Below are 16,033 nucleotides of genomic sequence, written 5' to 3' on the forward strand. Positions count from 1 at the left end.
CTAGCAAATCTCAATCAGTACAGCATCGCTTTCAGCCGCTGTAAACAGCTCACCAATCGCGTTTAACTCAATTCCATGTTGTTGAGCAACAGCCTGAACGTCTTGTTCAGCTTCCGGAGTAACAGCCAGCAGCAAGCCACCAGATGTCTGAGGATCACACAGTAGCGATTTCTGCTGCTCTGTCATCGCGCCTAAGAAATGACCATAGCTGGCAAAATTGCGGCCAGTTCCACCCGGAACACAACCTTGCTCGATATAATCAAATACCCCAGGCAAATGCGGAATAAGATCGAACTGGATCTTCGCCTTCAGGCCGCTACCTTCACAAATTTCGCTCAGGTGTCCCATCAAACCAAAGCCCGTTACATCGGTCATTGCTTTAACACCAGCAATATCGGCAAAATCAGCACCGGGTTTATTTAACTTACACATCCAATCGCGAGCCAAACCCTGATGTTCAGCCTTGAGCTTAGATTGCTTCTCAGCCGTTGCCAGCACGCCAATACCTAATGGCTTAGTCAGATACAATTTACAGCCAGCTTCCGCTTGGTTGTTACGCTTAACACGATCAGTATCGACAATACCGGTGACGGCCAAGCCAAAAATTGGCTCCGGTGCATCAATTGAGTGACCACCCGCTAATGCAATACCCGCATCACGGCAAACAGCACGGCCGCCTTCAATCACCTTCTGGGCAATTTCCGGCGCCAGTACATTTACCGGCCAGCCCAAAATCGCAATTGCCATAATTGGCTTACCGCCCATGGCATAGATATCACTGATCGCATTGGTTGCTGCAATTCGGCCAAAATCATACGGATCATCAACAATGGGCATAAAAAAGTCAGTGGTACTTACAACTGCGGTGCCATTACCGAGATCATAAACTGCTGCATCATCTTTACTTTCATTACCGACTAGCAGGTTCGGATCGACAAACGGAGCAATTTGAGTGTGAAGGATTGTATCCAAAACTTGGGGAGAAATTTTACAACCACATCCAGCCCCGTGGCTGTATTGAGTAAGGCGAACATTTTCCATGACACGCTCCGATAAAATAACAAGAGCGTGGATTCTACTCCTGCAGCCAGATCCTGTCATCCATCGGGATCAAAAAGGGGAGCAGTCGCTCCCCTTCTCACTGTACGCCAGCGGAGTACAAACAGACTCACTACAACTTCGCAGCCAGTTCAACCCCTTGGCGGATCACGCGCTTCGCATCCACTTCACCCGCGACATCAGCGCCGCCAATAACATGCACATTAACATTCATCTTACGTAATGCGTCTGATAGCAGCTCTACCGACGTCTGACCCGCGCAAAGTACAATGTTATCAACGTCTAAGACCCGTGATTGCCCTTCTACTGTAATGTGCAACCCCTGATCATCAATCTTGTCATAGTTCACACCACTAAGAAGCTCAACCCCTCGCTTTTCAAGCACTTTCTTATGGACCCAACCTGTCGTTTTCCCCGGTCCTTTTCCTATCCGGCCAGGTTTACGTTGCATTAACCAAACCTGACGCTGACTGACATATTGCTCATGTGCAAACAAACCACCAGCATGATTGAGCGTTTTATCAATTCCCCAATCCGTTAACCACTCATCTAAACTCTGATGCTCAGGCTCCGTCAGCATGGTTGACACATCAACCCCGATGCCGCCAGCACCAATCACAGCAACCCGAGGGCCAAGCTTAATTTTATCCCGAATCAGCGTTTGATAATCAATCACTTTTTTATGATCAACCCCAGGGATCGCTGGTTTACGTGGCTGCACCCCTGTCGCAACAATGACCTCGTCATAATTGGCCAGCTCATCCGCCACTACCGCATGACCTAATTTTACATTAACGCCTGTTTGCTCAAGCCGACGGGTGAAATAGCGGATGGTTTCTTTAAATTCTTCTTTGCCAGGGATCTGCATTGCCAAATTGAATTGCCCCCCGACATGATCATTTTTTTCAAATAAGTCGACCTGGAAACCACGCTCAGCCGCCGCAACCGCCGTTGCCATCCCAGCGGGCCCCGCACCAACAACGGCGACTTTGCGCTGGTTGGCTGTTGGCGTAAGTATTAGTTCAGTCTCATAACAGGCCTGTGGATTGACCAGGCAGCTGGCACGCTTACCCACAAAAACATGATCGAGACAGGCCTGATTACACCCGATACAGGTGTTAATATCATCAGCCCGATTTTCTTCTGCTTTTTGCACAAAATCCGGATCAGCCAAAAATGGCCGGGCCATTGAGACCATATCAGCTTGATTGGAAGCCAAAATATCCTCCGCCACTTGCGGGGTATTGATCCGATTACAGGTAACCAGTGGAATCGATACTTCTGACTTGAGTTTTTCCGTTACCCAAGCAAACGCAGCACGTGGTACCTGCGTTGCAATCGTTGGAACCCGTGCTTCATGCCAGCCAATACCGGTATTCAAAATCGTCACGCCAGCCAGCTCAAGTTGTTTCGCTAACTGAACAACCTCTTCGTGAGTACTGCCTTGCTCAACTAAATCCAGCATCGACAAGCGGAAGATAATAATGAAATCACGACCAGCCCGCGCCCGCACAGCCTTAACAACCTCTAGCGGGAAACGGATCCGGTTTTCATAACTGCCCCCCCAGTCATCAGTACGGTGATTAGACCGCTTACAGATAAACTGGTTGATCAAATAACCTTCGGATCCCATTAACTCGACCCCATCGTATCCCGCTTCCCTTGCCAGTTCGGCACTACGAGCAAATGCATCGATAGTCTTCTTGATCTGACGAGGGCTCATCGCTTTAGGTGTGAACTTTGCAATCGGTGATTTAATGGCCGATGCACTCACCGCGAAGGGATGCAGCGCGTATCGCCCGGCATGCAGCAACTGTAGGGCAATTTTACCCCCCTCTTCATGAACGGCATCAGTGATCGTCCGATGTGTACGTGCAGCTCTTGCCGAACTAAATTCGGCACTGAAAGGATGCAGCCGACCACGGAAGTTCGGTGAGAAACCACCAGTGACAATCAAACCAACGCCACCTTTGGCACGAGCCGCATAGAAAGCAGCCAGTTTTTTGAATCCATCCCGAGACTCTTCTAGCCCGGTATGCATGGATCCCATCAACACACGATTGCGCAACTGAGTGAAACCAAGATCTAACGGAGCTAACAAATGCGGGTAATATTTATCGTCCATGGCTTCCATTCTTTTATGTTGTTATGGTCTGACCAGTATATAAACCAAACACGCTTTTATCAAACACTTGTTTACATTGTGATAACATATTATTGATGTAGATCGCTATTTATATACAGTCAACGTATAGCAGAATGATGCGTAGTCTGCCGCAGTTACCTCTGTAAACCACTTAATACATAAGAATTCTTACTGCCATTCCTGACTGACTCAGTTAGGATAAAAGAAATCGTACAAAAATTTCAGGAATATTCATGAAAGTGATCTTCAAAGGAATAGGAACGCTCTTTCGCTGGATGGGGAAATTCATCAATTTCACTCGCCAAGTCATCGTCAACCTCCTTTTTTTCATCATTATTGGCGGATGGCTTTTCATCATTAATCAAAGTGCTAAAGGTCCAGAGTTACCCGAACATGCCGCGCTGGTGCTTGACTTAGCCGGCCCAATTGTAGAGCAACGCTCTGCGATTAATCCGGTTGATGCCATCACCAACAATGCACTCGGCCAGCCACCGGAACAAGAAAATGTTCTGTTTGATATCGTGGATACCGTGCGTACTGCCGCAACCGATGATCGCATCACAGGCTTGATACTCAACCTGAAGGGTATGCCCGAGACCAGCTTGACTAAATTACGCTATATCGCCAAAGCCATTGAAGAGTTTAAGCAAACGGGCAAACCCGTCTATGCCTATGGGGATAATTACAAGCAAAGCCAGTATTACCTGTCGAGCTATGCCGATACCATCTTTATGTCGCCTGATGGTGGCGTGTTACTTCAGGGCTATGGCACTTATAGCCTCTACTACAAGAGTTTGCTCGAAAAGCTTAAGATCAACACACATGTCTTCCGTGTCGGTACCTACAAATCCTTTGTTGAACCGTATACGCTAAACGGTATGTCTGATGCTGCCCGTGAAGCCAATACCGTTTGGCTAAACCAGCTTTGGAATGCATTCACCTCTGATGTTGCACGCAATCGTAGCATTGACACGGCGGTGATCAGTCCCGATTTAGACAACTTTATTGAGCAATTTAAAGCCGTCGATGGCGATTTTGCCAAACTCAACCTCGACATGGGTCTCGTCGACGAGCTGATTACGCGTCCGCAACTTAGCCAGAAGATGATTGAAGCCTTTGGCAGCGACGGCAATCACAGTTTTAATAAGATCAGCTACTACGAATATCTGCCAACGTTGCTTCCAACTGAAATCCCAACCAGCGATAACCAAATTGCCGTTGTCGTCGCCAGTGGCGCCATTATGGATGGGGTACAGCAGCAAGGAAATGTCGGCGGAGATACAACAGCCGCCCTGCTTCGTGAAGCGCGCTTTGATGATAATGTGAAAGCCGTTCTGCTTCGAGTGGACAGCCCGGGAGGAAGTGCCTTCGCGTCTGAGGTGATCCGCAATGAAGTTGACGCCTTAAAACAAGCCGGCAAACCCGTTGTCGTATCTATGTCCAGCGTGGCGGCGTCTGGCGGATACTGGATTTCAGCCAGTGCCGATAAAATTTTAGCCGATCCCACGACGATCACCGGTTCAATTGGTATCTTTGCCATCATGACGACCTTTGAAAAAGGGTTAGAGAAAATGGGCATTAACAGTGATGGGGTTGGCACAACCCCATTCACCGGCGTTGGCGTCACCCGAGCACTGCCTGATGGGATTGCAGAGATTTTTCAATTAGGGATCAATCACGGTTATCAGCGCTTCATTGGCCTCGTCAGTCAATATCGTGACATGTCTTTGGCACAAGCTGACAGCGTCGCCCAAGGCCGAGTATGGACCGGGCAAGATGCGCTTGAATTAGGCTTAGTGGATGAACTGGGGGATTTCGATGATGCCGTCGCGAGTACTGCCGAGCTGGCTAATTTAGACAACAATTACCAACTTCGCTGGATGGCGATGCCATTAAGCCCTTTCGAGTTTTTTATGCAGCAATTTACCGCAGATGCGAAAGTTTGGATGACGGAAGTCATCTGGGGAGGGGTACCTGAGGCGCTGCAACCTGTCAGCCAACAGGTTGTAACAGACCTAACAACCCTCAGTAACTTTAATGATCCAAAAGGCCAGTATGCGTTCTGTATAAACTGCCTCAATCTTTAAAAGTGAGACGAGCCCGGCGTTGTCGGGCTTTTTTTACGTGCTATTAACCGTATAATGCGCCCACCAAACCAATAATTCTGTACCTCACTATGGAAAGAAAAAACATTTACATTGCCTATACTGGCGGCACCATTGGTATGCAGAAATCAGACCATGGTTACGTTCCTATTGCTGGTTTTATGGAAAAGCAACTGGAAAGCATGCCAGAATTCCATCGTGCAGAAATGCCTACATTCACTATCCATGAATATGATCCTTTGATCGACTCATCGGATATGACGCCAACGGATTGGCAACGCATTGCTGATGATATCAAAGCGAACTACGACAAATTCGACGGTTTTGTGATCCTGCATGGTACTGACACCATGGCATACACAGCGTCTGCTCTGTCTTTCATGTTCGAAAACTTAGACAAGCCAGTTATTGTTACCGGCTCACAAATTCCACTTGCAGAACTGCGTTCCGACGGTCAAAGCAACTTGCTTAATGCCCTTCACATTGCGGCTAAATATCCGATTAACGAAGTCACTGTATTCTTCAATAACAAGTTGATCCGCGGTAATCGCAGTACTAAAGCGCATGCGGATGGTTTTGGTGCCTTCATTTCACCGAACCTGCCACCGCTACTAGAAGCCGGGATTAACATTCAGCTGAACAATGTTGAGATCGATAAAAAGCCGGAAGGCCCATTTAAAGTTCACAACATCATTCCGCAGCCTATCGGTGTAATCACCATGTATCCGGGGATCTCATCTGAAGTGATCCGAAATACACTGCTTCAACCAGTGAATGCCATGATCCTACTAACATTTGGTGTCGGTAATGCCCCACAAAATCCGGAATTACTGGCTCAACTGAAAGCAGCTACTGAGCGTGGGGTCATTGTAATGAACCTTACCCAGTGCTTATCAGGCAAAGTCAATATGGGTGGCTACGCCACGGGTTGTGCACTGGCTGATGCCGGGGTACTGAGTGGCTATGACATGACACCGGAAGCGGCATTGGCCAAACTGCACTATTTGCTCAGCCAAGATCTGCCAACAGAAACCGTTCGCAGCATGATGCAGCAAGATCTTCGCGGTGAACTCACTCACTAATTTTGCGTGTTACATCTGATATCCAACGTCTCGAATCTACTTCTCGGATCCGGACATTCAGACCGACATTCATCATGACACCCAAACGGGAGCAAGTTGCTCCCGTTTTATTATCCTCAAACGTCCCATCCGCTTTACGCCAACTCGGCTACACTTTCACTATTCAATGAATGATGAGACGGCGCAAAAATGATGATTCTTCATGGTTCATCCATCTCCCCTCTGGTCAGAAAAATCATGTTGGCTCTGGCTTATAAAGGGATCAGCTATGAACTACAACCTCTGAACCCCTATGTAGAAAAAGAGCTCGCTCAAAAGCGTCATCCAATGGGAAAAGTCCCAGTGCTTGAGCATGACGGGCATAACATTTTTGATTCAACGGTTATCGCCCACTATCTTGATGACCTTTACCCTGTCCCGCCACTCTACCCAGGCAATGCCACTGAACGCGCACAAATCCGATGGCTGGAAGAATATGCCGATACACGGCTGACATCATTAATCGGTGGGGTGTTGTTCTATCAAAACATCCTACGAGGAAAAATGCTCAATAAAGACATTGATAATGAAGCCGTTGAGCTCTGCCTTGAGCACCATTTACCGCTTGCACTGACTTATCTAGAAGAACAACTACCCCATGATGGGTACATTAGTGAGCATTTTTCAATGGCGGAAATTAGCCTATGGAGCGTATTGCGCAGTGGTTGGATGGCAGGACTCAGAGTCACACATTATCCTCGGCTTGATGCCTACCTCAATCATATCGAGCAGGAACCTTGGATTGCCAATTTGATCAGCAATGAAGATCACGAACTGGGCAGTTTTTATTGTCATCCCGTGATCCTGGGCACACCGTCTCGCGGCGACTCTTAATCTAAATACTGCACCAACAAATGGTCATCACAGCAGCAAGACTACAATTTGTCGTGCCCTACCCGGACGATCTCTTGCTGTGACGGCACTTGACTCTCCGCCTCATCAAATCCAAAATCACGCTTCAATTCCACTTTAGATTTAAACTTAATCTCCCCGCTTTGATCCACCGTCATATGCTCCGCATCATGATTATGGCGAGACTGATACAACATAACAGCTTGTTGCGCCGAATCACGTTGCTCGGTTGTCAATGAGGTACCATCTGGCCATTTTCCTGTTTCAACGGCAGCAGACATACGTTGATAAATTTCAGGCGTGAGCGCCTTAAGCAGTGTTTCAAGTTCCATTTGACGTTCTCTCTATTAATTTATGTAGCAGTAATATCAGTTTCCTCTAAAGCTCACCCAAAAGGCGTCAATAAATTGCCTATGAGATCACACTGCAACAAACCGACATCTTTTCCTCGTCATCTTGCAAGTTCTTGAAGAGATCGACATCTGGTAATATGTCATCGACTTACTCAACAGAATTCAGCTCTCTTATGACCCGAGTGTTACGTACAACTATTCAATACACCGCACTACTCACAAGCATACTGCTCTTATCAGGTTGCTTCGAGCGTCACCGTTCCACCGATAGCCTCTGCGAAGGCTACCCTCAACTTTGTGCCGATACTAATTTGAATGATGGCCAATGCCGATTACAACGAGCGAGCCTGATATGGCAGCGCTATGATGTCTACAAAAATCCAAGCGATAGCGAAAAATTTCAAGAACTGAAATTCACCTACGACTATCAAAAATGCCTTGAATACGCGGCAAGGATTGAACCAACAGAGTTCAAGGAGCGAAAAACGAATCGTAGCCGCGCGCTAATCAATGCCTATGATTCAATAAAACGCTTAAATACAGAACTGGCTCATTCCACTGATCCTGACATACTCTATTTCCGCTGGAGTCAAGGCGAGCGCGCCGCACTTCGACAATTCTTAAGGTTAGAAGGTTCACCCTCATTAGAAACGCCGGATCTTCAATTTGGCTTAGCCAGCTACTACACGGCTAAGGATCAAGAAAAGACCATCAGGCTACTCAAGCATGCGCTGGAGCTGTATCAGCCCAATCAAGTCATTAAACCTGAAATCATACAAAGCCTGGCCACTCTCAGCCACCAGCAAGGTCACACCAATACGGCTTACCTATGGGCTAAAATAGGCAAGGAACTGTCGATCCCCGTCACCAGCCAAGCAAAATTATCAACGTTCTATCCAATGACAACACAGCAGCGAGAAACATTAGATCTGAAGGCAGAAAAAATTGCCGAGGCCATTCGTGACGGACAATTCAACGCAAATATGGTGCAGTAATTGCTGCACCAGTCACCCACTTTAACCTAGAGCCCTCACGGTGTAAGACCATCTTGAGGCGATCGGTCCGGTCTAGACAACGTCCGGGGGCATTTTACGAAAGATTGCCTCATCACATTATTCTGTTGCCAGTGGTGGCTGAAATAGCAAAGAAACAGAATTAACGCAGTAGCGCTCATTCGTTGTCTGAGGGCCATCAGGAAAAACATGACCAAGGTGACTGTCACAATGAGCACACCGAATCTCAATACGCCTCATACCATGACTCGTATCGTCTACATAACGGATCACGTCTTTGTTAATAGGAGCATCAAAGCTTGGCCAGCCGCAGCCAGAATCATACTTACTGTCAGAATGAAATAAGGGGGTCTCGCAGCAAGTACAACGGTATACGCCAGTCTCTCGGTTGTGCAGCAACGTCCCCGAGAATGGCGCTTCTGTGCCTTGCTCCCGACAAATACGGTATTGCTCATCAGTGAGCGTATCTCGCCAGTAATCATCTGTTTTGTATGACATTCAACATCCTTACTCTCATTATTCCTTTCGATATTTTAGAAACCATTTGCCAATCTGACCATCTGTGGCACATACTTCCTGCTCGAAAGAATTTTACATCTTCACTGCTCATTTAAGCACATTTTATCTGAGCGACGTGTTGATATTAAAAGTTAATAACGGTAATGATGGATATTCACACAACATCTGTACATATTTGCAGCGTTGTAGTGGGAATGTAAAAAAGATCCGAACTTTTTTTTGACCTTACGCAATTTAAGTTCGTTTTTTACTTGCAGCGTCACGTTAGATTCTGTAATTTTACTACCAGTTATCTTTCATTAGAAATTAAGTTGTGGAGCAACTGTAATGACTATCAAAGTAGGTATTAACGGTTTTGGCCGTATTGGACGTTTTGTTTTCCGTGCTTCTGTAGAGCGTAACGACATCGAAGTTGTTGGTATCAACGATCTTATCGACGTTGATTACATGGCATACATGCTTAAGTACGACTCAACTCACGGCCGTTTCAACGGTACTGTTGAAGTAGTAGACGGTAACCTAATCGTTAACGGTAAAACTGTACGTGTAACAGCTGAGCGTAACCCAGAAGATCTTAAGTGGGATGCAATCGGTGTTGACGTTGTTGCTGAAGCAACTGGTCTATTCCTAGACGATACAACTGCTCGTAAGCACATCACTGCTGGCGCGAAGAAAGTTGTTCTAACTGGTCCATCAAAAGACGCGACTCCAATGTTCGTAATGGGTGTTAACCACAACTCTTACGCAGGTCAGGACATCGTTTCTAACGCATCTTGCACAACTAACTGTCTAGCTCCTGTAGCTAAAGTTCTTAACGACAAGTTCGGTATCGAATCTGGTCTTATGACTACAGTTCACGCAACGACTGCAACTCAGAAAACTGTTGATGGTCCTTCTGCTAAAGACTGGCGTGGTGGCCGTGGTGCTTCTCAGAACATCATCCCATCATCAACTGGTGCTGCTAAAGCTGTAGGCGTTGTTCTTCCTGAACTAAACGGTCTTCTAACTGGTATGGCTTTCCGCGTACCAACTGCTAACGTTTCTGTTGTTGACCTAACTGTTAACCTTAAAACTGCAGCTTCTTACGAAGCAATCTGTGCTGCTATGAAAGAAGCATCAGAAGGCGAGCTTAAGGGTGTTCTAGGTTACACTGAAGATGCAGTTGTTTCTCAAGACTTCATCGGCGAAACTCAGACTTCAGTATTCGATGCTAAAGCGGGTGTTGCTCTAACTGACAAATTCGTTAAAGTTGTATCTTGGTACGACAACGAAATCGGTTACTCAAACAAAGTTCTAGACCTAATCGCTCACATCTCTAAGTAATGTAAGCTTTTAGCTAGATAAAAAGGCGACGCTACGGTGTCGCCTTTTTTGTATGTAAAAATCAGGAATACTAGGTGCTAGGTGCTAGGTGCTAGGTGCTAGGTGCTAGGTGCTAGGTGCTATATTACGCCAAAACGGCACAGCTAGCGTCAATATCGACTAAAATTTACTTACAAATTTAACAAATTAATTTTAATTTCTATTGATATTTTTTAAATAAAATTAAGTTTGTGAATTTGTCCTATTTTTGTTCATTTGAAACCAATGGCAATGAATTATACCCAAGTTACTTCAAGCGTATTAGCCCAAAGGCTGAGGTAAATTGGGTATACACATTGCGTTTTTAAGGGATAGTCTAATGGCACTTCGAAACCTACCTACTCTCGCAGCATTATCTGATGCGGTAACTGTTTGTGAGTATCAAGGGATAAAGATCATTCGAATCATTCATGATACTGCTGAAGCAGGTATCTCACTACACGGTGGTCACTTAATCTGGTTCAAGCCAGCGGGTGAAGATGATGTGATTTGGCTCAGTGACAAAGCGGACTTTAATACGACAAAAGCAATTCGTGGTGGCATTCCCGTCTGCTGGCCATGGTTTGGCAAAGCCGGCACACCATCACATGGATTTGCACGTACCAGCGAATGGTCACTGCTGGAACACCGTGAAAATAGTAATGGAGTGATCCTCGCTCTACAGCTTGAAGACAGTGCCGAAACGCTGGCCATCTGGCCACATAAATTCCGTAATTTATTAACGTTTGAGATCGGAAAAGAACTGACAGTATCGCTGACCTCAACCAACACCGACGACACACCATGGCATTATTCAGGTGCTCTGCATACCTACTTTGCCGTGACTGATATCCACCATGTTGACATTACAGGAATGGGGCCTTGCTACTCAGACAGCACGCTTGGTGATAAAGCTTGTCTCGGTGATAACACCTTAACCTTCAGCGGTGAAGTAGACAGAGTGTATACGCAACCGGAAACCAGCATCATTATTGCCGATCACGATGACCGTAAAATACAGGTCACCAACAGTGGCCACAATGCCGCCGTGATCTGGAATCCGTGGCAGGCGTTATCTGAAAGTATGGCCGATATGGCTGACAATAGCTTTGAAACCATGGTCTGCGTGGAATCAACTATTCACGGCAGTCAAAGCATCACGCTGGCACCTGGCGAATCTCATACCCTCACCACCACCGCATCAGTTACTCACTAATAGTCCTGCGCAGCCAGTAATAACTGGCTGCGCAGTCTATATGCTGAAGTAACTTATCAGGCTAGCATCTGAGAATTGGCTTCAATCAATACCCATCCATTCCCATCAGGATCGGCAAATGTTGCAAATCGTCCACCAATAATAGTAACAATCTCTGATAACGGCACCCCGCGACTAGACAACTCATCATGGGTGGAATGAATATCATCGGTCTGAACAACAAGCCCCTGTACAGAACCGGCCTTCATGCCACCGAATGGCGTCACGAGACTAATGGTGGTTTCAGCGCCTTTAGGCGCCAACTGTATCCAACGCTTATGTTTATCTGCCTGGTGATCGCGAATCAGTTCAAACCCCAATGCATCGCGATAAAATGCCAATGCTAACCCTTGATCGGTCACTGGTATTGAAACGGTATCTACTCGAGAAATACTCATTATTCAAGCGCTCCCTACTATTTGCATTTTCTTAGCTTAATCCAGAGTTTTTGATTTCGCTCACAAAATAATGATCATTCGTTGCTTATATTGCCCCGTTAGATCTAGAAGCAGATATTACGAAAGGAGGCCACATACTTATTTCACAGCAACCACTCTCTCTGTGTACTGGCAGAAGATGGCTCTAATTTGCTTTTTTTATCGCTATATACATCAAAACAAAGCTTTATCTTAAATAAAGTACTTTACCCCGTAGTTCACCTTAAAACTCAGTATTAAACCTAATAATTTCCTTAAATTAAGCCAAATATAACAAAGAAAGCCATAAACATAGCAATAACCGCCCACCCATTTTCATTACACCCGAACCATTAAGTCAGGTGCATATTACTGGTTATTCTTTGACCGCATTTCCTTGCGAAGCACCATGAATAGGAGGATAGTGGAGTTATGTTTGTGAGGTATTTGGATTATTGGGCGATAGGCTAATTGGAAATTTAGTTTATAAACCAATAACTCACTAAAGCAATTTAATCAGTTAGGTCTAGTCTTAAGAGATGAGGGATGTGAAAGAATTTTGTTTTCGTCCTTTCTAATTGATTGAAGAACGATTCAGGGGGCATACCATGAGTATTTTTGACCACTATCGTCAGCGCTATGAAGAATCCAAGGATGAAGAACTTTCATTGCAAGAATTCCTGGATATTTGTCGCAACGATCGCAGTGCCTATGTCAATGCAGCAGAACGCTTGCTAATGGCAATCGGCGAACCCGAAATGATTGATACCGCTCAAGACCCACGTTTGAGCCGCCTATTTTCGAACCGTGTTATCTCTCGTTATAAAACGTTCGAAGACTTCTATGGCATGGAAGATGCCATAGAGCAGATTGTTTCATACCTAAAACACGCGGCACAGGGTCTCGAAGAACGTAAACAAATTCTCTACTTGCTCGGGCCTGTTGGTGGCGGTAAGTCATCACTGGCTGAAAAACTCAAGAGCTTGATGCAGAAAGTGCCAATTTATGTTCTAACCGCAAATGGCGAACGAAGCCCAGTTAATGACCACCCTTTCTGCTTGTTTGACAAACATGAAGACGGTGAACTCCTGAGCAAAGAATACGGCATACCCGAGCGTTATCTTAATAATATTATGTCGCCATGGGCGGCTAAGCGACTGCATGATTTTGGTGGTGATATCAGCCAGTTCAAAGTCGTAAAAGTACGCCCATCAATACTTGATCAGGTCGGTATTGCAAAAACAGAACCGGGCGATGAAAACAACCAAGATATTTCATCTCTGGTCGGTAAAGTGGATATTCGCCAGCTTGAACACTTCTCTCAAGATGATCCAGATGCTTACAGCTATTCTGGGGCCCTGTGTAAAGCAAACCAAGGGCTAATGGAGTTTGTCGAGATGTTCAAAGCGCCATTGAAAGTCTTGCACCCCTTACTCACAGCGACGCAGGAGGGCAATTACAACGGTACAGAAGGTCTCTCTGCGCTGCCATTCGATGGCATCATTCTCGCCCACTCTAATGAGTCAGAATGGCAAACCTTCCGTAACAACAAAAATAACGAAGCCTTCCTTGACCGGGTCTATATTGTCAAAGTCCCATACTGTCTCCGTGTTTCGGAAGAGATGAAAATCTACGAAAAACTGTTACAAAGTAGTGAGCTCTCTGCCGCACCTTGCTCACCCAGTACGTTAGAGATTTTGGCTCGATTCTCCGTATTATCACGCTTAAAAGAACCTGAAAATTCCAGTATTTACTCGAAAATTCGAGTTTATGATGGTGAAACACTTAAGGATACCGACCCTAAAGCGAAATCTTATCAAGAGTATCGTGATTATGCGGGTGTCGACGAGGGTATGTCGGGGCTATCAACGCGATTTGCCTTTAAGATCCTGTCACGTGTATTCAACTTTGATCATTCCGAAGTGGCTGCAAACCCTGTGCATTTATTCTATGTGCTTGAGCAGCAAATTGAACGAGAGCAATTTCCACAAGAACTCGCAGAGAAATACCTTGAGCACCTAAAAGGGTATCTGACGCCGAAATATGTTGAGTTTATTGGAAAAGAAATTCAAACCGCGTATCTCGAATCGTATTCCGAGTATGGCCAGAATATCTTTGACCGCTACGTCAGCTATGCTGACTTCTGGATTCAAGATCAGGAATACCGAGACCCAGAAACGGGCCAACTCTTCGACCGTTCAGCCCTGAACAATGAGCTGGAAAAAATTGAAAAGCCCGCTGGGATCAGTAACCCGAAAGATTTCCGAAACGAGATTGTGAACTTCGTCTTGCGTGCTCGAGCCAGTAATGCCGGGAAGAATCCCAATTGGACCAGCTATGAGAAACTGCGTACTGTGATTGAGAAGAAAATGTTCTCAAACACAGAAGAGTTACTCCCGGTGATTTCATTCAATGCCAAGACTTCCACCGACGAGCAGAAAAAGCATGATGACTTCGTGGCTCGTATGATGGAAAAAGGCTACACCCGTAAACAAGTACGCCTGCTATCTGAATGGTACCTACGTGTACGTAAATCATCATAACCAATTGAATGGGATGAATAAGGGGAGAGCTTATGGCGCATTTTATAGACCGCAGGCTCAACGGTAAAAATAAAAGCACGGTAAACCGCCAGCGTTTTTTACGCCGTCACAAGCAACAGATCAAAGAATCGATTGCTGATGCGGTGAACAAACGTTCGATTACCGATGTGGAAAGCGGGGAGGATATTACCATTCCTTCTCGTGACATCCATGAGCCAAGCTTTCACCAGGGCCGAGGTGGACAACGTGAAGTTGTCCACCCAGGCAATGACCAGTTCAGTCCCGGAGACCGTATCGACCGCCCCCAAGGGGGGGCGGGACAAGGGGGCGCCGGCGAAGGACAGGCCAGTCAGGATGGTGAAGGTCAGGATGAGTTCGTATTTCAGATCTCTAAAGATGAATATCTCGATCTACTCTTTGAAGATTTAGAATTACCAAATCTTGAAAAAAATCAGCTAAACAAAGTCGTAGAATGGAAAACATTCCGTTCCGGTTACAAATCGTCAGGTGTTCCGGCCAACATTGCCATCGTGAAATCACTACAGAATTCACTGGCTCGACGCACGGCAATGACCGCCGCGAAACGCCGACATCTGCATGAGTTAGAAGAGGCACTGGATCGACTCATGAACACCGAGCCGGCTCAGCCTTTTGAAGAAGAACGTGTCAAAAGTGAAATTCTGACACTGCGTGACCGTATCAACAAAGTGCCGTTTATTGATACGTTTGACTTACGCTACAAAAATTATGAGCGACGGCCGCAACCCACCAGCCAAGCAGTCATGTTCTGTCTGATGGATGTCTCTGGATCGATGGATCAAGCAACCAAAGATATGGCTAAGCGCTTTTATATTTTGCTATATCTGTTCCTTAATCGAACCTATAAAAATGTCGATGTCGTCTTCATTCGTCATCATACCCAAGCCAAGGAAGTGGATGAGCATGAGTTTTTCTACTCGCAGGAAACAGGCGGAACCATAGTTTCAAGTGCCTTACGATTAATGGATGAAATTATCAAAAAACGTTATTCACCTGCAGAATGGAATATTTATGCCGCGCAGGCCTCCGATGGGGATAACTGGGCGGACGATTCACCAGGCTGTCGAGAGTTACTGGATAAACAAATTCTGCCTGTCACCCGGTATTATTCATACATCGAAATTACACGTCGGGCCCACCAAACATTATGGCGAGAATATGAGGCACTCCAGGCCAGCCACGGCAATTTTGCAATGCAAAACATAAGGAGTGTGGATGACATTTTCCCTGTGTTCCGGGAGCTTTTTAAAAAGCAAGTCAGTTAATGTCAC

The 16,033-nt window shown here is 45.9% G+C and carries 13 protein-coding genes; 8 read left to right on the top strand and 5 right to left on the bottom strand.

What is annotated here, in order from left to right:
- A complete protein-coding gene (gene selD / locus L4D12_RS01635) occupies positions 1 to 1,041 on the bottom strand; it encodes a selenide, water dikinase SelD (RefSeq protein ID WP_428446067.1) in 1,041 nt (346 codons plus the stop codon).
- Between the two features lie 130 nt (positions 1,042 to 1,171).
- The gene (locus L4D12_RS01640; protein WP_428446068.1) at positions 1,172 to 3,184 is read right to left on the bottom strand and encodes an NADPH-dependent 2,4-dienoyl-CoA reductase; all 2,013 of its coding nucleotides are present in this window, start codon (positions 3,182 to 3,184) and stop codon (positions 1,172 to 1,174) included.
- 254 nt (positions 3,185 to 3,438) lie between these two features.
- On the opposite strand from L4D12_RS01640, the gene sppA reads away from it, so the two are divergent.
- From sppA to L4D12_RS01655, 3 genes are all read left to right on the top strand, one after another.
- The gene (gene sppA / locus L4D12_RS01645) at positions 3,439 to 5,292 is read left to right on the top strand and encodes a signal peptide peptidase SppA (RefSeq protein WP_428446069.1); all 1,854 of its coding nucleotides are present in this window, start codon (positions 3,439 to 3,441) and stop codon (positions 5,290 to 5,292) included.
- A gap of 89 nt (positions 5,293 to 5,381) precedes the next feature.
- Entirely contained in the window at positions 5,382 to 6,392 is a 1,011-nt protein-coding gene (ansA, locus tag L4D12_RS01650; RefSeq protein WP_428446070.1) for an asparaginase, read from the top strand.
- A gap of 189 nt (positions 6,393 to 6,581) precedes the next feature.
- Entirely contained in the window at positions 6,582 to 7,265 is a 684-nt protein-coding gene (locus L4D12_RS01655) for a glutathione S-transferase family protein (protein ID WP_428446071.1), read from the top strand.
- A gap of 41 nt (positions 7,266 to 7,306) precedes the next feature.
- Here the strand turns inward: L4D12_RS01655 and L4D12_RS01660 are convergent, their stop codons facing one another.
- The gene (locus L4D12_RS01660) at positions 7,307 to 7,615 is read right to left on the bottom strand and encodes a YeaC family protein (RefSeq protein ID WP_428446072.1); all 309 of its coding nucleotides are present in this window, start codon (positions 7,613 to 7,615) and stop codon (positions 7,307 to 7,309) included.
- 194 nt (positions 7,616 to 7,809) lie between these two features.
- Between L4D12_RS01660 and L4D12_RS01665 the strand changes: the two genes are divergently transcribed.
- Positions 7,810 to 8,631 carry a DUF2989 domain-containing protein gene (locus L4D12_RS01665; RefSeq protein ID WP_428446073.1) on the top strand — a complete coding sequence of 274 codons (822 nt, stop codon included), beginning with the start codon at positions 7,810 to 7,812 and terminating at the stop codon, positions 8,629 to 8,631.
- Between the two features lie 117 nt (positions 8,632 to 8,748).
- On the opposite strand, the gene msrB is transcribed toward L4D12_RS01665, so the two are convergent.
- Positions 8,749 to 9,147 (bottom strand): peptide-methionine (R)-S-oxide reductase MsrB, encoded by a 399-nt coding sequence (msrB, locus tag L4D12_RS01670; protein ID WP_428446074.1) that lies wholly within the window; start codon positions 9,145 to 9,147, stop codon positions 8,749 to 8,751.
- A 348-nt stretch (positions 9,148 to 9,495) separates the two neighbouring features.
- Here msrB and gap point away from each other — a divergent pair, with 348 nt between their 5' ends.
- Together gap and L4D12_RS01680 are read left to right on the top strand one after the other, a co-directional pair.
- Positions 9,496 to 10,491 (top strand): type I glyceraldehyde-3-phosphate dehydrogenase, encoded by a 996-nt coding sequence (gap, locus tag L4D12_RS01675; RefSeq protein WP_428446075.1) that lies wholly within the window; start codon positions 9,496 to 9,498, stop codon positions 10,489 to 10,491.
- Between the two features lie 358 nt (positions 10,492 to 10,849).
- The gene (locus L4D12_RS01680; RefSeq protein ID WP_428446076.1) at positions 10,850 to 11,725 is read left to right on the top strand and encodes a D-hexose-6-phosphate mutarotase; all 876 of its coding nucleotides are present in this window, start codon (positions 10,850 to 10,852) and stop codon (positions 11,723 to 11,725) included.
- A 56-nt stretch (positions 11,726 to 11,781) separates the two neighbouring features.
- On the opposite strand, the gene L4D12_RS01685 is transcribed toward L4D12_RS01680, so the two are convergent.
- A complete protein-coding gene (locus L4D12_RS01685) occupies positions 11,782 to 12,162 on the bottom strand; it encodes a VOC family protein (protein ID WP_428446077.1) in 381 nt (126 codons plus the stop codon).
- Between the two features lie 626 nt (positions 12,163 to 12,788).
- Between L4D12_RS01685 and L4D12_RS01690 the strand changes: the two genes are divergently transcribed.
- Together L4D12_RS01690 and L4D12_RS01695 are read left to right on the top strand one after the other, a co-directional pair.
- Positions 12,789 to 14,723 (top strand): PrkA family serine protein kinase, encoded by a 1,935-nt coding sequence (locus tag L4D12_RS01690; protein ID WP_428446078.1) that lies wholly within the window; start codon positions 12,789 to 12,791, stop codon positions 14,721 to 14,723.
- 32 nt (positions 14,724 to 14,755) lie between these two features.
- Entirely contained in the window at positions 14,756 to 16,027 is a 1,272-nt protein-coding gene (locus tag L4D12_RS01695; RefSeq protein WP_428446079.1) for a YeaH/YhbH family protein, read from the top strand.
- The last annotated feature ends 6 nt before the right edge of the window (positions 16,028 to 16,033 follow it).

Source organism: Photobacterium nomapromontoriensis, from assembly GCF_050336815.1.
GTDB lineage: Bacteria > Pseudomonadota > Gammaproteobacteria > Enterobacterales > Vibrionaceae > Photobacterium > Photobacterium nomapromontoriensis.